17 protein-coding genes are annotated in these 19,740 nt (G+C 36.6%); 6 read left to right on the top strand and 11 right to left on the bottom strand.

From position 1 onward, the window contains the following. Positions 1-71: 71 nt before the first annotated feature. From ACL9RF_RS12520 to ACL9RF_RS12510, 3 genes are all read right to left on the bottom strand, one after another. Complete coding sequence (locus ACL9RF_RS12520) at positions 72-1,571, bottom strand: RagB/SusD family nutrient uptake outer membrane protein (protein ID WP_422800974.1); 1,500 nt, start codon at positions 1,569-1,571, stop codon at positions 72-74. Positions 1,572-1,589: 18 nt separating this feature from the next. Next, the gene (locus tag ACL9RF_RS12515; protein ID WP_422800973.1) at positions 1,590-4,772 is read right to left on the bottom strand and encodes a SusC/RagA family TonB-linked outer membrane protein; all 3,183 of its coding nucleotides are present in this window, start codon (positions 4,770-4,772) and stop codon (positions 1,590-1,592) included. A gap of 836 nt (positions 4,773-5,608) precedes the next feature. Further along, positions 5,609-5,893: an ISAon1 family transposase N-terminal region protein gene (locus ACL9RF_RS12510; protein WP_422800972.1), complete on the bottom strand. Its 285-nt coding sequence runs from the start codon at positions 5,891-5,893 to the stop codon at positions 5,609-5,611. 277 nt (positions 5,894-6,170) lie between these two features. On the opposite strand from ACL9RF_RS12510, the gene ACL9RF_RS12505 reads away from it, so the two are divergent. Beyond that, complete coding sequence (locus ACL9RF_RS12505; protein WP_422800971.1) at positions 6,171-6,632, top strand: hypothetical protein; 462 nt, start codon at positions 6,171-6,173, stop codon at positions 6,630-6,632. Positions 6,633-6,714: 82 nt separating this feature from the next. On the opposite strand, the gene ACL9RF_RS12500 is transcribed toward ACL9RF_RS12505, so the two are convergent. Continuing rightward, on the bottom strand, positions 6,715-6,891 hold the full coding sequence (locus ACL9RF_RS12500; RefSeq protein ID WP_422800970.1) for a hypothetical protein: 177 nt from the start codon (positions 6,889-6,891) through the stop codon (positions 6,715-6,717). 72 nt (positions 6,892-6,963) lie between these two features. Between ACL9RF_RS12500 and ACL9RF_RS12495 the strand changes: the two genes are divergently transcribed. The 3 genes from ACL9RF_RS12495 (at position 6,964) to ACL9RF_RS12485 (ending at position 8,331) form a co-directional block, all read left to right on the top strand. Further along, complete coding sequence (locus ACL9RF_RS12495) at positions 6,964-7,206, top strand: helix-turn-helix domain-containing protein (RefSeq protein ID WP_422800969.1); 243 nt, start codon at positions 6,964-6,966, stop codon at positions 7,204-7,206. 67 nt (positions 7,207-7,273) lie between these two features. Further along, positions 7,274-7,558 (top strand): DUF6922 domain-containing protein, encoded by a 285-nt coding sequence (locus ACL9RF_RS12490; protein WP_422800968.1) that lies wholly within the window; start codon positions 7,274-7,276, stop codon positions 7,556-7,558. Next, a complete protein-coding gene (locus ACL9RF_RS12485) occupies positions 7,558-8,331 on the top strand; it encodes a nucleotidyl transferase AbiEii/AbiGii toxin family protein (protein ID WP_422800967.1) in 774 nt (257 codons plus the stop codon). Before ACL9RF_RS12490 ends, ACL9RF_RS12485 begins: the two co-directional genes overlap by 1 nt. 138 nt (positions 8,332-8,469) lie before the next feature. Here the strand turns inward: ACL9RF_RS12485 and ACL9RF_RS12480 are convergent, their stop codons facing one another. The 7 genes from ACL9RF_RS12480 to ACL9RF_RS12450 form a co-directional block, all read right to left on the bottom strand. Further along, a complete protein-coding gene (locus ACL9RF_RS12480; RefSeq protein WP_422800966.1) occupies positions 8,470-9,729 on the bottom strand; it encodes a DUF6161 domain-containing protein in 1,260 nt (419 codons plus the stop codon). Between the two features lie 44 nt (positions 9,730-9,773). Beyond that, positions 9,774-11,144, bottom strand: coding sequence for a restriction endonuclease subunit S (locus ACL9RF_RS12475; RefSeq protein ID WP_422800965.1), 1,371 nt, complete (start codon positions 11,142-11,144; stop codon positions 9,774-9,776). Continuing rightward, entirely contained in the window at positions 11,144-12,604 is a 1,461-nt protein-coding gene (locus ACL9RF_RS12470) for an N-6 DNA methylase (protein WP_422800964.1), read from the bottom strand. Before ACL9RF_RS12470 ends, ACL9RF_RS12475 begins: the two co-directional genes overlap by 1 nt. 43 nt (positions 12,605-12,647) lie before the next feature. Continuing rightward, complete coding sequence (hsdR, locus tag ACL9RF_RS12465; RefSeq protein ID WP_422800963.1) at positions 12,648-15,875, bottom strand: type I restriction-modification system endonuclease; 3,228 nt, start codon at positions 15,873-15,875, stop codon at positions 12,648-12,650. Positions 15,876-16,672: 797 nt separating this feature from the next. Further along, positions 16,673-17,119, bottom strand: a complete 447-nt coding sequence (locus ACL9RF_RS12460) for a hypothetical protein (RefSeq protein WP_422800962.1) — start codon at positions 17,117-17,119, stop codon at positions 16,673-16,675. Next, entirely contained in the window at positions 17,119-17,376 is a 258-nt protein-coding gene (locus ACL9RF_RS12455) for a hypothetical protein (RefSeq protein WP_422800961.1), read from the bottom strand. Before ACL9RF_RS12455 ends, ACL9RF_RS12460 begins: the two co-directional genes overlap by 1 nt. Before the next feature lie 85 nt (positions 17,377-17,461). Then, a complete protein-coding gene (locus ACL9RF_RS12450; protein ID WP_422800960.1) occupies positions 17,462-18,469 on the bottom strand; it encodes a helix-turn-helix transcriptional regulator in 1,008 nt (335 codons plus the stop codon). A 129-nt stretch (positions 18,470-18,598) separates the two neighbouring features. On the opposite strand from ACL9RF_RS12450, the gene ACL9RF_RS12445 reads away from it, so the two are divergent. Together ACL9RF_RS12445 and ACL9RF_RS12440 are read left to right on the top strand one after the other, a co-directional pair. Continuing rightward, the gene (locus ACL9RF_RS12445; protein WP_422800959.1) at positions 18,599-18,976 is read left to right on the top strand and encodes a hypothetical protein; all 378 of its coding nucleotides are present in this window, start codon (positions 18,599-18,601) and stop codon (positions 18,974-18,976) included. A 27-nt stretch (positions 18,977-19,003) separates the two neighbouring features. After that, complete coding sequence (locus ACL9RF_RS12440) at positions 19,004-19,501, top strand: hypothetical protein (protein WP_422800958.1); 498 nt, start codon at positions 19,004-19,006, stop codon at positions 19,499-19,501. Positions 19,502-19,740: the final 239 nt, after the last annotated feature.

The following is a 19,740-nucleotide window of genomic DNA, read 5'->3' as shown; positions in this document are numbered from 1 at the left end:
TTCTGCACAAAAAAAGGAACTGCCCTGCATATACAGGGAGTTCCTTTTGGTTATTTTAATGGTTTTGTGATTTAGTAACCCGGATTTTGGCTGAGCTTTTTGTTGTTTGTAATTTCTCGTGTAGGTATAGGAAATAACAAATCCCGCTCCTTTAGAATAGGTCCATAGGTAAATTTATGACCTACAAAATTATCGAACTCTTTAGTCGTTAGGTTATAAACTTTTCTTGTTCTAACCATATCAAACCAGGTTTTATTTTCAAATGCCAGCTCATGGTACCTTTCTTGCCATATTAATTTCCGGAGGTCTGCCTGGCTACCAGTCTGGATTTCCGGAAGGTTCGCTCGTTTTCGGATCATGTTTAATGCCTGATAAATATCGTTGCCCGGACCGCTAACCTCGTTCTGTGCCTCTGCAAATATTAAGAGTACCTCAGCATAGCGCAACAGCGGCCAGTTCATGCCACTGATTGCAGTTTTAAGATGCGCTTCAGTATCAAAATATTTAAAGATATAACTGTTGTTTAAGTTTAAAACCACCGAACGATCTTCCTGAGATGTGTATCGGGTATAATAATACTGCTGCTCTTGGATACGCCTATCTTGCTTAGCATAGGTCTCTATAAACTCTTTAAGTGCGAAAATAGCGCCACTCTCGGTGGAGTATGTAGAGATATTACGGTTATTGGGTAAGAACAAGTCCTGTATCGAATTATTAATGATCCCAGCCTCATATTGCGTCATAAAAATATGCTCGCCTAAATTTTTATTTTTTAAATCCCTAAGTTCATCATACGTATCGAACAGTCTGTATTTTCCAGACGAGATAACCTCCTTGGCCTTTTCGGCAGCCAAGCTAAAATAGGGCAGTCCCTTATTTAATGGATAACCCGCCATGGTAAGATAACAACTTGCCAATAATGATTTTGCTGCACCTACCGTTGCTCGGCCAGAAGTACTTTGAAAAGGTAGAGGTGCACTTTCAGCAAATTTTAGATCCTCGACAATGCTATTGTACACCTCCTCAACGGTATTACGCTGTGGGTACAAGTTTGCTGAACCAGCATCTATGGGTTCCTTTATAAGCGGTATGTCACCAAATAAGCGCAGCAGCTGATAATAATAAAAAGCCCTCAGGAAGTGTGCTTCAGCCAGTAATTCCTGCTTACGTACAGCATTCATCGGGATATTTGGAATACGGGCAATAGCAAGGTTAGCATTACCGATACCCCTATACGAATTTACCCACCAGATTTCGCCATAAAGGTTATCGGAGTTGTTTGTTAAGGTGCGCAAAAAATTGTTATCTACATTCTGTCCAACCTCCGTTCCGGCCAATCCCGTAGGGAATTCCAACATCAAGAACGGCGAGCCCCCAAAATTGAAACCCGAAGTCGTGGGGCGTAAGTCCTCGTATATTGCATTAACGACAGATTCAGCATGTTCAGGTTTTGTGAAGTAATTATCCTGTGTAAAATTTGATAAGTCCGACTCATCGAGAAAGCCCTTACAACCCGTTAGACCTAAAGTTAAAAAGAGCAATATATAGGTATTAAAAGTGCATATTTTCATGTCTTTTGTAATTATAAATTAAAAGGAAGCATTAATGCCGAACATAAATGTTCGCGGTTTCGGGTATCCAAATACGGTAATACCCTGCGCGAAGGTCTGGTTAAAGTTGGAGACCTCCGGATCATAACCCGAATATTTCGTCAGTAAAAAGAAGTTCTGCACAGAAGCAAATACCCGCAAGCTTTTAAGTCCTACAGCTTTTGTCTTCGCATCCGTGAAATTATACCCTACAAGAAGATTTCTACCCCGTATAAAGGAGCCATCTTCCACAAAGTGACTATCAATATTGGTGGTATAACCAGCGGATACAGGGCGTACCTGCGCAATAGCTGTTGCCTGATTTGTCGGTGTCCATGCATCCAAGACCGTGGCATAACTGTTTGCCTGCCCTTGTCTATCTTCGGCCGAGTGTTTAGAAATATCCAAAACATCATTGCCATAGCTATACTGAATTTCGAAGGCGAAATCTATATTTTTATACTTAAAAGTATTTATTAAAGTTCCAAAACCATCCGGAATACCTTTACCTAAGATTACCCGATCGCGATCATTAATTTGTCCGTCGCCGTTCACATCTTTAAGCTTGAGATCGCCAGGTTTTTTGTTGTAGCGCGACGCCTCTGCGGCCTCATGCTCCTGCCAGGTGCCAAGGCGTTCATAGCCATAAAAAGAACCCACAGGCTCACCCACACGAATTACGTTCGTCTGCGCCAGCACACTCGGGCCTGGAAAAATATCGTCGTTGGCAGCACCCAGCGCCAGCACCTTATTTTTATTTAAGGAAATATTGAAGCTTGTATTCCAAGAGAAATTTTCTTTTTTAATATTCTGCGTATGGAAAGTTAACTCCAAGCCCTTATTTTCCATGCTGCCAATATTTTGTATCATACTGGTAAAACCCGATGTCGCCGGAACGGGAGCACCAAGTAACATATCGCGGGTACGTTTGCGGTAGATATCCGCTTCCACAACCAACCGGTTGCCAAAAAAGCCCATCTCCAAGCCAATATCCATCTGTTCCGTTTTTTCCCATTTTAAATCCGGATTAGCCAACCGCTGCAAGCCAATACCACTAACCCGTTGGCGGTCAAATATCGCGGAATAGTTGCCCAAGCCCGCTAAAGCCTGATAAGCGGCAATCTCCGAGTTACCGGTATACCCAATACTAGAGCGCAGTTTCAAGTTTGAAAAGACAGCAAGATCCTTTATAAAAGTCTCTTCCGAGGCTTTCCATGCAACGGCAGCACTAGGGAAAAACGCATAACGGTTGGCGGCACCAAATTTCGACGATCCGTCCACACGACCTGTAAAAGTTACGAGGTAACGATCCATGTAGCCATAATTAATTCTACTGAAATACGAGTTTAATCCATACGCATTTGTCGTAGACCCCGGTGGGCGAGGAGTAGCACCGACACCAAGGTTATTGTAGGTAAAGAAATCATCCGCAAAATTCTGCGTAGAAGCATTAAAATTAAAGTTTTTAACATACTGCGTCGACAAGCCCAGCATCGCGTTGACACTGTGATCCTGGAAACGATTCGTATACGTCAGGTAATTTTCAAACTGATACGATTCATTTTTATTGCTATTAATAGATGCCACACCTTTAGCATCGGCAGAAATCCAGATAAGCTCCCTTCCCGAATAAGAGTCCGTGCGTTGATTAATCACATTCGCGCCCACAACTGTACGCAACTCCAAACCCTTGGCAAGACGAATTGTAGAATAAAAGTTTCCTAAAACGGTCTGTGTGTTTAAATGAAACAACCTGTCGGATAACAACTGTAGCGGGTTATTCCCCCCCTCCATACCAGGGTAGTTCGCATTGCCAGCCCATTTTCCATCCGGGTAGCGCACCGGAATAATCGGCAAAGCCTCAATAATCTGTCGCATAACCGTAATACCCCCATGTCCTAAATCGTCGACTTGATTCTCGCGCTGATCGTTATAACTTATGGAAGCCCCGATTTTCCACCAATCCCTCAGCTGACTATCGAAATATACGCGTCCAGAGTAACGCTTTAGGCGCGATTCCCGAATTAAGCCATTATCATGGCGATACCCCATAAAAGCACCATACGTATCCTTATCATTGCCACCCGTTATCGACAGCTGATGGTTTTGACTAAATGCTTTTTGGTAAGTTTCATCCTGCCAATCCGTATCATACAAAGGCTTTCCATTTCCATCGAACAACAACGGATTTGTTCTCTTTAACTTAGGGTCCTGGTATTTTCCTGCCGCCCAACCATCGGGGTCAAATTTTTCGGCATTCATATATTGAAGATCTTCGATAGCTAAAAATTGAGCAGCATTTAACAACTTTAACTTCTTTGGCAATACGCCCACATTTAAGTCATTGTCGTAAGTAAGCCTTGGCCCCAGTCCGGTACCTTTCTTGGTGCTGATAAGAATCACCCCATTGGCACCCCTGGCACCATAAATTGCCGTCGCAGAGGCATCCTTTAACACCTCCAGAGAAGCGATATCATTCGCATTAAGATAATCTATAGGTGTAGATCCATTGGCCAAACTGCTTACATTTAAGATCACCCCATCAACCACATACAACGGGTTGTTGGTCACGCTAATGGATGTATTTCCACGGATGCGTACATTGGTATTTCCGCCAGGTCTTCCCGAGTTGGTAGAGACATTCACCCCCGTTACCCTACCTGCTAAGGCTTGGTTAAGCGATGCCGCAGGCCTTTCGCGCAGGGCTTCCTCCTTAACCGACCCAACAGCACCTGTTAAATCCGATTTGCGCTGCGTTCCATATCCCACGACAACAACCTCATCCAAATCCTCCTGATCGGGATGCAAGAAAATACGATTTTCTTTTTCTCCTGCAGGTTTAAAAGTAAGTTTTTTAAAACCTACAAAAGAGAATTGTAAGGTCGCCGATCGTGGAACCTGAACTTTAAATCGCCCTGTTTCATCGGTGTTTCCCACCTGTTTACCGTTAGCAAGTGCGACTGTAACGCCAGCAATAGGCTGCTGCGTACTTTCGTTAAATACACGTCCTTCTAACCACATCACACTATCTTGTTGGAATGTGTTGACGTTTAATAGGGAAGGACTAGCCGAAGCATGTGCTTTAAATAATAAGGATGAGGAGCCGATCCCTATAACAAGAAACAAACTTTTAGGCAATAGCATGGAATACAGAGGACCTCTGAATTTCAATTTTTGATACATAATTCGTTAGTTTAAAAATGATTATTGGTTATGCTTTGCTGTGTGGATAAGCGGTTAAAAAAAACTAAACTAGGCGCTTGAAGATAAGTAGGGACATACCGAATGCAGCATGATTTGGTTCGTTGTTGTCATAAGATTGTGGTGTTTAAAATGGTTTATATAACGAAATTAATACATAAGACCTGTTTATTTGCTTAACAAAGACTTAATGAAATCTTAAAATAAGCTTAACGAAAATCAAACAAAAGGTTAATGAAATTATAGGGCAGCGGGAACCCTACATTAGCCTACCCAATAAAAGCTAAACTGCAGATAACCATATAACGCCATAACGGATTGCCGTCTGGATGATGCTGACAAAAAAAGGTTTTATATACCCCCAATTTATAGGCCGGTTAAATTTGGAGCTCCCTTACGATAAAGGAGATAAGCAAGGGGGGGGGCAAATAAGATTTTATAGTCTTTTGTATTTAATATGGCATCATACGCCTCATTTTGGATCCCCACCATCGGCGTCCTGTCGATTTCCATACTTGCACATGGAGATAGAAAAAACCAAGAGAAAGATAAGCCTGTTGTTTCAACAATGACTTTATAGCCGCTTCACCTTTAGGTTTTATACTAGCTATGTAGTAGCTCATCTGTCCGGGTAATAACTGCTGAAGATTCCGTTTTCAAAAATGACACTATCATCCATGAATTACACCAAAAACAGGAGTGTAAAGCAAACCGTGTCAATACACAGAAAGTCTACCATGAAATACATTTTTTTAAATCAACTTCTTTAAAAAAAGCCCGAATTCTGTTGTCATACGAGCACCCTTACGTACCAGGTTTCAATCGCTTGTGATCATCTGTCCAGTGTCTAAAACAGTCCAACGACGACGACGGATATGCAGGATAACTTTTTGACCTCGAATGGGAAAATCTGAAATTTCTGTAGAAGGCATAAATCCTTTTGACGCTAGCCTACTGTTTTCATAACCCGCAGGAGCGGTATTAAGCTCATCTAAATAAATATGAAGCTGATTTTCTACTTGATCTACTTCTTGGATTTGGAAATATTCTAATAGCCCTTCGGGCATTAACAAGGCTAATAAATTACGATCGGTGGATTGCAAGTATTCTCTATTTTTAAAAACACGTAACAAAGTGTTTTTTTTATTCTCCCCACCCAGAATTCCGCTTGATCCTCTCTTAGTACCATAAAAAAAGGAGATTACAGCTAATCTGTATCTCCTTTAGTACCTAGGGCGGGAATCGAACCTAGCAAACAATCTCTAACTAAAGGAAGTCAATTCTGTGTTAATCAATTTGTTATTTATTTTAGTGGTGTTTTCTAAATATTATGTTTGGATAATGTTTGTATATTTTTTACACTTTTTTACACCCTGAGATATGGCTAAAATAAATAATAAGATAAAAGAAAATCCTAAGCTTTTACAAAAGCAATTAAATGACGGTCGATTAAGTTTATACCTTGAATATTATTTAGGGTATAACAAGTTCATTGATCCAGACGGAGTATTGAAGATAAAGCATAATCGTAAGAAGGAAGCTTTAGGTTTGTATCTGTATTTAAATCCACGCACGGCAGAGCAGAGACAATTGAATAAAGACAATTTAGCTTTGGCAGTTGAGATTAGAGCTGAGAAGGAAAAAGAATTAAGATATACAGAAATTGGCAAACCAAGTCCAATTAAGTTAAAGATTAATTTTTGGGATTATTACCAAAAGTATATTGATGCATATGATAAAAAAGATGGCAGAGTAGTTTTGGGTTCTCATAATAGATTTAAGAAGTTTATCGAGGAAAAATATCCGAATTTTCTCCCAAGTATTAAAACCAGATCAGATTGACAAGTTTATGGTCCAGATGTTTGTTGATTATTTGCAAGAGAATTCTGTTGGTGAGGGTAGATATTCATCAAGCATTTGCTCTCTATTCTTGGCTTTCTTTTTTTTTCTCTTGACTTGCCACTATTGCTCTAATAAATAGACCCCATGCAGTAAAAGCAACAATAATTCCCACAAATGAGTTTTCTCCACTAATAACTCCTTTCATGAGTGCTATAACACTAATGAATTTTACAACGAAAAACCAAAATATCCATTTCATGATATGAACATAAAAATATACACGCATATATGTAGGTGTTTTTTAATTTTTCTTTATGCTATTTGCCTATATATGCAAAAAGAATCAATCAACTCAGGTATTGAACAATATGTGATAAATAAAGTAAAGGAAATTCGTGTTTCAAAAGGTATTTCCCAAGCTAAATTGGCGCATATGATTGAACTTTCTGTTGGTTTTGTCGGCAATGTAGAAAACCCTACACATATCGCTAAATGGAACTTAAATCATCTTAATCGCATATCTTTAGAGTTAGATGTTCCGTTTAAGGACTTTTTTCCTGAAAAGGGAATATAAAGTATTATACTAATAATAGATTTTAAATTATTCTTTTTTATTTAAAATATCATGTAAATTTGTAATAATGAACGCAATAAAAGATATATCACAAATCTTTCCCAAGCATCTATTTTGGGATGTCAATCCTAAGAATTTAGATATTCAGGATGACAAGGATTTTATTATCCCTAGAGCGTTAATGGCTACAACAGTAGAGACTTTTACTAAAGATATTCAACCCTTAGAACAACTTTATAGTAGAGCTCAAATTGTCAAGGAATTACAGAAAACAAAAGAACGTATTAGTAATGAAGTATGTAAGCTTGTTGCTCGACGTTATCATGTTAAGCAGTTTCTACGTTACCAATAATGTCTGCAATTTCTCCCGGTCTTTTAAAGACTATTCATGAATTACAATCTTTTGAGTGTTTTGATGGTTCTGCTTTAGGTGGCGGAACAAATTTGGCTATTCGTTATCAGCATAGAATATCTACTGATATTGATATCTTTTTTCCTTATATTATTGGAAAGGCTGGTTATGAAAAAATCATAGATGAAGTTCAACATCATTATGGTGCAAGAGCATTTGGTGTTCAATTTCCTTGTGCAATAGACGATCAGTATATTTTTCTGCGATTTTTTATTATATGTGATGGAGAAACCATTAAGGTTGAAGTTCTTCAAAATATGAAAATGCTTAATCCTTTTGAAGATGTTGATGGCATTCAATTCGTGTCGGAACTAGATATTGCTTTATTTAAGATGCAGTCCGCTGTAAACCGTGCTACTCAAAAGGATATTTATGATCTTGATCTTTTAACTGAAAAATTTTCTTTACAATATATTTTTGAACAGCTTAAATCAAAACGTGATTTATATGCTGAAGCTGAGCATCGTACCATATTTGACCTTGATAAAGAAGTTAGCCCATTAGATGAACCTTTAAGTTTATTAAAGTTTGACGAGGGGGATTTAAAGGGTAAGAGATCAAGACCTCATCATTCACAAAATAGAGTAGATATTGTAGAAGGTCAAAAAAATTGGCTTGCTACTCGTTCGAGTTGGCGAAAAAAAGTACGTGCTCTTTTTGATGAATGGAATATATCTTTTCCAAATCCATCTTCTTCTGATGTGGAAGATTAGTTTTTAAATATCCTGAATAAGGAAACTTCTGTCTCAAGTGCATTAATTTTATTTCGATTATAATATAGTTGATGTTAATTAATGTAGACATTCAGCAAAAAAAATATTAAGTACTTGAAATACTGAATAGGACATAGATTATTTAATTTTATCAAATAATGAATTTACTCCAGGCATTGTTGGCGAGGAATCTTCCTTCAATAGACCAGTATCAGATCTACTAAAAAGTGATTGCATAACAATTTTACGTTCATCCTCATTAAATTGTCCATTAGAGATTAAAGCAAGATATAAATAAGTTAATTTTTCTCTTTCTTCAGCGTCTCTAGCTAAGTGAAAATTACTGAACATAAATTTCATAATAGCACGAATGATTATAAAAAAAAGTGAAATAAAAATTACAAAAACAATCGACCATCTAATCGCAGCTGTTCTATTCCCGTCAAATAAAGACTCTAGCAGTCCTTCTGGTGTATGCCATAGTAGCCTATAAATGAAAAAAGCTAATATTAATGTGCAAATGCCTGTTGCCCCAAAAGCCCAGTATCCCGTCTTACGTAGTCCCGTAGCCTTTTCTTTCCAATACTCAACAGGTTCTTTTAATTTTAATAATTCCGCATATTGATTTTCTAAAGCAGATATCTTTTCAATAGATTCTTTATGAAAGCCTTCAAATTTCCCTTTATGCGTAATCATCCATTGACTTAGTGAATCTTCTGAACGTTGTTGAAATTCATCAAGATTTCTTTTATATTCTTCATAGTCCTCTGTTGATTTTGTTAGATGAGCCGTTAAAGTATTCTCATACTCGTTTGCTGTTTTATCAATATTTCGTCTTAGTTCGAAAAGTGATTTTTTCTCTGTCTCACGTCGATTAAAAATGTGGGAGATATCTTTGTTCTGGAATTCATAAGCTAAAAATACACCTTGGGCATTGTCTTTATTATTCATTGTTACACTGCCAGATGTAATGTATTGAAATGCAGAGTCAACAGATTTAGGGTATTTAGCTAGTAGGCTAAATAAAAAGTTAACCTCTGGAGCATCAAAGGTAAATATCTGATTATTTGGTTTTAATGACTGTTTTAGGTTGGCTAATGATTGTGCAATGTTTGTTTTGTTTATACTTTTGTTTTTAACGTTAGAAAGGATGCCAATAATCTGGTTAAAAGCATTGTCAAAAAAAGCTTTGCTAATACGAAAACGAGGATCATTCTTGCCTTGTTCTACTGCTCCCCATTTATCTTTCTGATCTTTTATAAACTTATATATATTGAATAACCCTTTAAAATCATATTTTTCACTGTTCGACGGAAAAATAATTTGTAGGGTGTATTGAGTTAATTCCTCCATTATTTCAGAATGGGAGGTGATTTCTCTTACTTCGATTAAGTTCATAATAATTTATAATTGGTTAGTATAAATGTTGGTTGCTATTTATATCATTTCTTCTTAGTCTTTATGTCCTTCTTCAACGCCATAATCTCTGCCAACAAATCCTTAGCATTCCCATCGGTAGGAAGCTGGGGAACTAGTTCACCTTTGAAAGCTTTGTGTAAGATGGCTTGCGGAAGCGCTTCTATCTTTTTCTTCAATAGATCATAGAGAGCTTCAATAACATCCGCTTTTGCAAATAAAGATTCTACTCGAGCAACTATTTCTTGTTGTTCTTGTAGTGATGGTAGTGGAATTACAAGACTTGCTAATTTTTGAGCATTAATATTTGATTGACTTACGCCATCAGTCTTAACTTCGATACACCAAATTTTTACTTGCTGACTATTCATAAAATAATTTAAATAATCAGAATTAAGTTTTAAAATATCATTTTCAATTTTAATCAAATATCCAGCGTAAATTGCTGGAATTTCGCTCTTGTAAATTGATGTTTTCCCTACTAGTTCAGGACTATTTGTTCTGTTAAAAAGCACATTTCCATATTCTAAACGATATTTATCAATTTCTTTATCGTCATTTGAATATTTCAAATCAGACAAATCTAATTTCCCATTTTGTAAATTTCCCATTCGCAATACGGCAACTTTTCCTTGATCATCTGATTTTGATGAAGAACCATATTTAAAACTTTTACAAACATCTTTTAATTCAACTTCTCTCCATTCATCTAAGTTTTTTCCTTCGCGCCATTGTTCGGTCAGTTTACCCGTAACAGCTTGTGTCAATACTTGTTGACGGAAGTTTTTCAGCAATTGTGGGATTCGCGCCAAAGCTGCTTTCATTTTTTCGTGTTGCGCAAACAAAGCATCCAATTTAGCGACGATACGTTCTTGCTCGGCTAAGGGAGGAAGGGGGATTTTAATGGTTTCAAACTCTTTATATTTTAAATTTCTTAGATTATTACTACCGCCTTGATATTCAGTTATTTTACCTATTTGGTAAAAGTATTGTAAGTAGTTGTTTAAAAAATTAGAATTGATATTTTCAACACTTCTTATTAGTCTAAGAAAATTAGTACAAACTATTGGTTTTTTATTTAAGACTTCAAAAACACGATTGTCAATTAATACTGTTCTTCCTACAGGTTGATCAGGTCCACCTCCAGAAATTTCCAATAAAATATCTCCTTGAACTAGTTTTCGGTTTGATAAACTACTGTTTTTTATTTTTCTAATTACAGCCGTTGATCCAAAATCATTATTCCAATTTTTTATTTCACTGCCTCGAATACAATGTGCTAAAGAATAGTCATTATCAGTAAAACTCTCATCTTTACCCCAGTCTCCTCCAATGACATAAGCTACTAAATTTGAGAAGGTAGTTTCTACCCAACCTTTTGGTAATACCTTTTCCATTAGCTCAGCTCCTTGATTAAGTCTTCTAATTCCTTATTAATCGCTTGCAGTTCCAGCATAGCTTCCTTAGCGATATCGATAGGTTCGCCTAGATCTTCGGCTTTGGTCAATGAGCTATCTGCGATAAGTCCCAAATCTAGTGAATCATTCTTTGCAGCGATGTCCTCGCGTGCTATACAAGTCCAGCGTTCGTCTTGGATCATTGCACGCTTATCGTGGTCAATCGTACCATCATAGTCATGCATGACATGATCAGCATCGATACCTCCGGTATAGGCTAAGATAAAATCAGCAAAGGCTTTCTCCGTGAATGGAGTTCTTACGCCATAGCTCGGCATATTGGTACGCATATCGTAGAACCATACTTTTTTTGTGTTTGCTTCTTCGGATTTTCCACGTGTGAAGAATAGCACATTGGTCTTTACACCTGCTGCATAGAAAATACCTGTAGGCAGGCGAAGGATAGTGTGTAGATCACATTTTTCCATCAGATCCCGACGGATACGTTGACCATCACCGTCTTCGAAGAGTACATTGTCGGGCAATACAACAGCTGCACGCGCTTTACCGTCTTTCTTGAGCGAACGGTAGATATGTTGTAGGAAGTTGAGTTGCTTATTGCTACTCAGGTAGGTGAGATCATCACGTGTCGGGCGTTCACCACCTTTCTTGGTTCCAAAAGGAGGATTTGCCAATACGCCATCCAGATTTTTGATGTTTTTGCCTGTATCGGTAAGCGTATCGCCCAAGATGATCTTGCTTTCCATCCCATGTAGCTGTGCATTCATCACAGCAAGACGCCGTGCATCGCCTACAAGCTCTACACCTGAGAAGGCTTCTTTGACTTGGAATGCTCGTTCTTGTTCATCGAGCGTATAATAATTATCATATTTTTCTCGGAGGTAGTGATCTGCTGCTATCATAAAGCCGAATGTACCACAAGCAGGGTCATTCCAACGCTCGCCGATTTTTGGCACCATGAGGTCTACCATGACATTGATCAATGGTCGAGGGGTGAAGTACTGACCTGCGCCCGATTTCTTTTCACCTGCATTCTTTTCTAGCAAAGTCTCGTAGATATCACCCATCACATCACGATCATTCTCCTCGTACCAATCCAGCTTGTCAATAGCTTTGATAATGGTATTGAAGTTGACAGGTTTGGTCAATGTTGTCGATGCATTGGTATATATTTCTTGGATGCTTTCGCTGTTTGTCTTCGTACTTACGGTCGCTAAAAATTCACGGTAACGGTCGAAATTGGCCAAATTATCCGTTTCATTCACAAAAACCTGCCATTGGTATTCGGGAGGTATTTGTTCTTTGAAGTCTTTTACTTCTGAAAGTTTTAAAAAAAGAATGTATGTTAGTTCATTGAGGTACTGGTGATACGTCACGCCGTCATCACGTAATACGTTACAAAGATTCCAAAGTTTATTTGCTATTTCTTGTGCACTCATTTTAGTTTTTTATTTTTTACAAAAATGCCCTTTTAAAAGCAGATTATGCAGTAAAAAGGTAATCATTTAATTGATTGATCAGATTCTCCAAGTCTTCTTCGAAAATGGTGTTGAGTCGTTTAAAACCACCATCAGAAATAAAGGGCTGCAGGTCTAAATCTTGTCTAGTCAATACGGTTTCTTTTAATAATTGAGCCTCAAATCGATCGATCCACTTAAGTTGAGTTTTATTCCAAGCCCTTTTACTTTTTATTTTGTTAATCGCATTTTTTACCCTTTGCTCTGGTGTGATCAATGCGGTATCTAATGCCAATGTGCGAATATAAGCGATAATGTCTGCAGAGATATTGACTGCGTTCGTTTCTTTCCAAGCGGCATTGAGTGCTGTCTCGTTAAAACCATTATTGTCGAGCAACATTTTTAGTTCCTTCAAAGATTTACGGTCCAAATCAGCTGGTTTGGAACAAATTATTTCTAAAGCAGCAATTTCATTTCGATGGGATTGAATGTATTCTTTAAAGCTATCAATATAGTCTTCAGGTCTCTTTCCGTCGCCGTAGCCTCGTTCCATCGCTAGAAAAACATCTTGATGATCGGATACGTAAACTTTCGTATTAGATTGTGTTTTATTTTGATCCAAGAATGGCCACAGATCAGCCGTATCATGTAAAAGAGACTTCACTTCAGCGATAGACATCGATCTTAATGATTGAATTAATTCTTCTGGTTTGTGTTTCGCTCCTAAATATTCAAACTTGTCTAAATTTTCTCCTTTGATCTTGGCTTTTTTGCTTTGAAGTTTGGCAATAAGCTGATCTTTGAATCGTGCAAATTGATCTTCGCTATCCATCTGTTGTAAATCATCCGCTAATTGTTTGAATGATACTGATGGATTGGAGACGGCGATCATCTGCGTTTTATCTTTCATCGCTTTGTACAGATTTACGGCATCGTAAATTTTAAATGTTTCTTTGCCAATGTCTGTACAGAGGCGAGTCGCTCGACCAATCATCTGTTCGTATAGAATACGTGATTTGACTTGACGCAGGAAAACTAAATTACAGATTTCGGGCACATCGATTCCTGTAGTCAATAGATCAACTGTTACGACAATATTAGGGTATTTTTCATTTTTGAATTTTTTGGTTTCTGCGGCAGGATCTTTGATGCTACCTGTGATTTTCTTGATGGCATCTTGATGTACCTCAATACCAATTTTATCAAATTCTTCGTATAGGATACGAACGACATCGTCAGCGTGAGAATCACGAGCAGCAAATATTAAGGTTTTTTCTTCTCCATCAGGATCTAGCTCTTTCACCAGCTCGGCTAATACAGTTTGGTTGAAAGATGGTGTTAATACATTTTTGTTGAATTTATCAACATCAAGATGGATGTCATCTTCAATATTAGCTAACTCCTCGATACTATTAGTTTCGGGGTCATATACAGAAACGGATTCACCACGTTCCCAACGAATACCATTTTGATTTTGTTCGGTCTTAATCGTATAAGGAGGTTCGTGGTCTACCAAGTATCCATCAATGACCGCTTCACGATAAGAGTAAGAATGGACTGGTTCACCAAATATTTGTGAAGTATGAAGGGCAGGTGTTGCTGTCAATCCGATTTTCCATGCATCGAAATAGAAAAGAAGCTTTTTGTATTGCCCAATGTATTCTTCTTGATTACGGAAATCTAAATCATCTTCGACAAATTCTCGATCGAGAATATATCCTCTATGCGCTTCATCGACAATAATACAGTCAAAAGTATCTATGGGAAGTGGGTTTTCGGAATTGAAAACACGATTGACCATGCTTTGTACTGTAGCAAACTGCAATCTTGTTTCGTAATCTGGACGTTTGAGGTCTAGATCAGCAATTTTATAAATTGAAGCGAAAGATTGTAGATTTTCGATTTTATTGTCTGAAATACTATCTCTAGCTTGTTCGGCTAATAAGGTACGGTCTGTTAGAAATAATATGCGATTAAAGCGGTTTGCTTTAATCAATCTATAGACTAAACCACCAACAGTACGGGTTTTACCGGTACCCGTTGCCATAACTAAGAGAACTGATTTGTCCTCTTGATTATCTTGCTGTATTTTATTTTCAACGGCTTGTATGGCCTTAATTTGATACGGACGAAGGTTCAATCCATTAGAAGAAGTAAGATACAAGTAATCACTGTCTTTTAAGGATTGGTTGGCTGTATTTATATTTCGTTTGAATAATTCTTGTAAGCCTTCTGGTGAGTGAAAATTATGTAGGGCTTTGGATTTATTGTACGGATCGCGAATGTCTAAAAACCAAACACCAGATTTGCTTTTTAACTGTTCAATGTAGAATCTTCCATTGGATGAAAAGAGAAAAGGAATTTTGTAGTTATTCCATTTATCAAGGATTTTAAATTCTTCTGACTCCTGAATATGTTCCGCATATAATTTAGGTTGATCCAAATTGCTAGATATATCTTGTGCGTATGCTTTGGCCTCGACAATGCCGTATAACTCTTCTCCAATAAATAGGGCATAATCTGCCCATTTTCTACCACAAGGCCATTCTGCAATCGCTTTATTTTTACCTTTTTCGGGCAAAGAACCTTTGGATTTGAAATTGAGATGTAAAGAATCGCATTCCCAGCCTGCATTGCGTAATTGTTCGTCTATGAGTACACGTGTTTGTGCTTCATTCATATCCAACTTGAATGCTGACTTCTTTGCTCTCTCGGTATATTCTTGACGTTGTTGTTGACTAACTGTTTTCTGTTGTGCAATGGCTTGTTCATATTGCAACTTTAAGATATTATTCTCCTCCTCTAGGATACTTAAAGCATGCCTTGCATCAAGGTTCTCTGGTTTACTGAATCTAAGACTGGAAATATCTCGATTCTTTACAGAGTACGATTCATAAAACCATTTCCCTAACTTAAAAGCCGAAAAAAGGGATGATGTTGCATCTTCTGTAGTCCCAATATAATCATGAACAGCATCATTGCCCTGCTTGCGAAGAATTGTAAAATGATCGACTACATTGCTAGGAAGAATGCCCTGGTTTCTTAGCGTATATACTAGGTTTTGAAACTTTGTATCCTCAGGCAGTTCCATTCCATAGGTCTCAAATATCTGCTTAGCCATATATTCTCCGTACTGCCTCAATTTGAATAAGGACGTAGCTGGATCTTGATATAAGTTGTACTCAGCGGCTTGTGCTAAATTACAAAGCAAGGCATATTCTTCTTCAAAAAATTGGAAATTGGATTTGGCCATATTCACTATTGGATTGATATTTTCGGTTGCAACCAAAGATAATGAAAAAGGAGATATTTGATATGTTCAATTTGTGTTTAGGTGTTGGTGACATGAATTAATTTATGAAAAAATCTATGATCATATTATTCTAAAGCTTTATCCAGCACAATATCGTTCACTTTTTGGTATATTTCAGCGGCTAACTTGGAATCAATTAAACCAGAACCACAGCTTATCAATTGTCCTATAAGTATTAAACCAAGATCTTTTTTACTGACCCGCTGTGCTTTATTTTTTAAAGATTCAATCTCATCAAATATAATCTCTTGTCCATAACCTAATTTTTGCAGTTGTTCTTTTGTAATAGCCTTTCTTGTAGTACCTCCTTAAGTAGCTATAGAATATAAATATTTATTCATTAATACTAATATTGCTTAAGAGCCTAACAGCAAAAAATGATAACATTGAATATTGTTTAAATATTAATATAGAAACATACTGATTAACTCGAGCTGGAAGTACATCTTTAGGTACTATTTAGTTCTACAAACAGAGGCACCTGTAATAATAAAAAGAATATCATTACTTTCTACAATTACGTTCTTCAGCTTATTTGCTTGAGCATCATCAATAAAAGCTAAGTCTTTAAAGTCAATGGATTGGATATACCTTCAGTCCAGAAGTCGTTCCATATTTTATCTATTTGGGATTTTAATTCTCCAGTGATCGTTGTTGTGTGGTCAATTATTATTTTGTGGTTAAAGATAGGTAAAATGTTGATTATTTGAGATTGCTCCGCTATGCTCGCAATGACGTTAAAGCAGGTGAATAATTTGTTGATGCTTATTATCTGTTCCGTATTCATCATCCCAAATCAGTTCAATTTCAAGATTGTCTGGCGATCCATTATGCATTGACAAATTTAAGTCTACATGATCTTTTTCGTGAATAAAAGCACAAGGGAAGGGATTATAACTATATAAATAGTCTGGTTCATTTTTAATGATTAGTCTAATATTATGTGCAGTAGCTTTTCCTTTATTGTAAACTTTTAATGTTCTCTTTCCTCTTATTCCTTTAATAATTGAAGCACAAATTACAGCTTGTGTTTTTTCAATTTTTTCTTCTTTTATTTTTGCAATTTTATAATCGTTAATTAGTTTTTCTTGGGCTTTTATTTTTCTATCGTGTATGATGTAAGTATATATAGAACCCAATATTGCAATAATTGATAGTATAAGTGAGAAATCTACATTTTCCATTATTTCTTAAATTTTAGGTGAATATTGTTTTTGAATTTGCGTTCTAGATTTTTCGCAAAATCATCTAAAAGAGCTTGTCCATATTTTTGGACTTCGTTCTCGATTTCTGCGTGATTGAATTCGGCTAGTTCATCAATACCTCCATGAAACTCTCTTTCACAATTATTACATTTGACATAGCTTTTGTTGTCATTGCATTCGAAGTCTGATTGTCCACATATAGGACAATATAGGGTTACATTGATTTCTGTACTCATCTTTTTCTTGTTTAATGATTAATAAGAACAAATATAGAGGTCATCTGTGCATTAGAAGTGCATATGTATTGTACGTTATTTCATATTATTTATATTTTTCGAGTGTTTCTTGAATTCTCTTCTTTATTTCTGCTCTGATTTCTTTTGGTTCCAAAACTTCTATTGCTGCACCCAATCCAAGTATCTGCGCATAGAATTCGTAGTTAGGGATAATATCGAGTTGTATCGTGGTATAGCTATCAGCTTTATTGATAACCTTTTGTGATGGATGTAAGGGTTTCGATTCGATATAAGGCCATAGCGACTTATTCACTTTGATTTTGACAAACTGACAAACAGCACCAATAGGTTTACTGACGCCTATGATATCTTCGAAGTAGACTTCTGGATCCTGTGTATTTGCTTTGTATTCGTGTTTGTATGATTTGGTAAACTCAATAATTCGATCTAAGGCTAAATTGGTCCAAGTGTCAAAATCTTCTCGTTGCCCGTAAAGAAACCATCTTTTATTGTATTGCTTTAAGAAATAGGGGTGAAAGATAAAGGATTCTTTATCTTTTTGGTTGAAAGATTGGTATGCAATAGTTAGTACATCCTTATCTTGAATAGCTTTAAGTAGTTGTGCAAGTAATTCTAAGTTTTTGAGGTATTCATTTTGATCAAAAAAGATAATATGTTCCATGTCTTCCAGCTGAAAGGTTTTCTTTAGCTTGAGGGATAACTCAGGAATAAAATCAAATTGAGGTATTCCTTTGAATCGTTTTAATACTTCTAAAGCATTTTTAAGTAATTCTGCTTCAATAGGATTTATTTGCTGTAGTGCTATTGAATAGTTGGGGTCATGGTATTTGTAATATGCTTTTTTACCTTCTTTGATAGCTATTATAGGAGCTTTGAAGCCCGCTTCGGAAGCCATAAAATCTATGTCTTTATATATTTGTCGCCTTGATATTGAGCTTTCAATGCCAGTGTATTCTTTAATAGCGTTGGCAACATAATCTATTAAATCATTTATAAAGAATTTTCTACCCTTATTGGAGAAGCATCTATCTAAAGCTTCATACCTTATTATTGCATGTTTGTTTGTAGCCATTTATGGATGATAATTGGTAGACAAATATACTTAAATATGTGCAGTGTATGTGCATCGATAGATAAGGGTTGATGAACATACACTGCATAGGTAATTATTTACTTTGCTTTAGTTAAAATATTAATCAATATGAATAGAGTTTTATTAGGCAGTTTGCTGCTATTATCGCTGTCCTCATGCAATAGCTATAAGTATGGCGCAGATAGTACAGCTGAGAAGAGTAATTTGACAATGGGTGTTGTTAAGGCTAAAATTATCAAAGGAAGCACGACACAGGATGAGGTGCTTAAGTTATTTGGTTCGCCAAATTTGGTATCGAAGAACAGGTCCAATATGGAGGTTTGGAGTTATAATAAAATGTCTGTTGAGCAGAAAGCCGGTTCTACTGATTTTTTTGCAGGGCAACGTGCTAGTCAAAGTAGTAGTAGTAAGTCTTTTGATCTGATTATCACTTTTGATGAGAATGATGTGGTATTGGATTACTCAGTCGTGTCAACCGCTTATTAACTTATTAACTTAATAACCTATATAAAAATGAAAAAATTAATTCTATTTATGAGTATTGCTTTTGTGTTTAGTTCATGTGCTACACAGATGGTGACAAAATCGCCAGCAGAAGTAAAAATGATGACAACAAAGCAATTTGAGTCGGATCAAGATGTGGTGTTTAAGGCTATTATTAGTCTTCTTCAATCAGAAAGCTATATGGTAGAACGCGCTGATAAGGAAACAGGCTTGATCAATGCATCAAAACGTATTGAGAATAAAAAAGCTGCCTCACAACGTTTTTGGACAGGTACGTCGAAAGATGCGAACACATCAAAAGCAATGTTTTATGTAGAGTCGATCAATAAAACTGTTTCTGAGGTAAAAATAACTTTATATGAAGGAGCAGAAACGAGTACAAATGGATATTGGGGGAATGTAAATAAACAAAATAAAGAACAGATGATTTATGAGCCGCAAGTCTATAATGAATGGTTTAATAGTTTGCAAGCTGAAATTGAACGTCGTAAAGCCTTAATGGATTAGTATATTAAATTTTAAACTTTTATAATTATGGGATTAAAACCAGGACCAAAACGAATCGCGGACTCTACAGGAAAGCCAGACCGCCGTCAGCGTGATAATAAGAACACGCCAGGGAATACCCCTTCGCTGAAACCTTCAAAGAGCACGAAAAAATAGGGGAGGAGAGGAATCGTTTGTTACAAAAAGAGGGCTGATAAATATTTATCAGCCCTCTTTTGTATTATCTTTTACACTTTCTT

The organism is Sphingobacterium sp. Mn56C (assembly GCF_049319645.1).
Lineage (GTDB): Bacteria > Bacteroidota > Bacteroidia > Sphingobacteriales > Sphingobacteriaceae > Sphingobacterium.
Note: the sequence above shows the minus strand (reverse complement) of the source record. Positions and strands in the feature narration are given on the sequence as shown.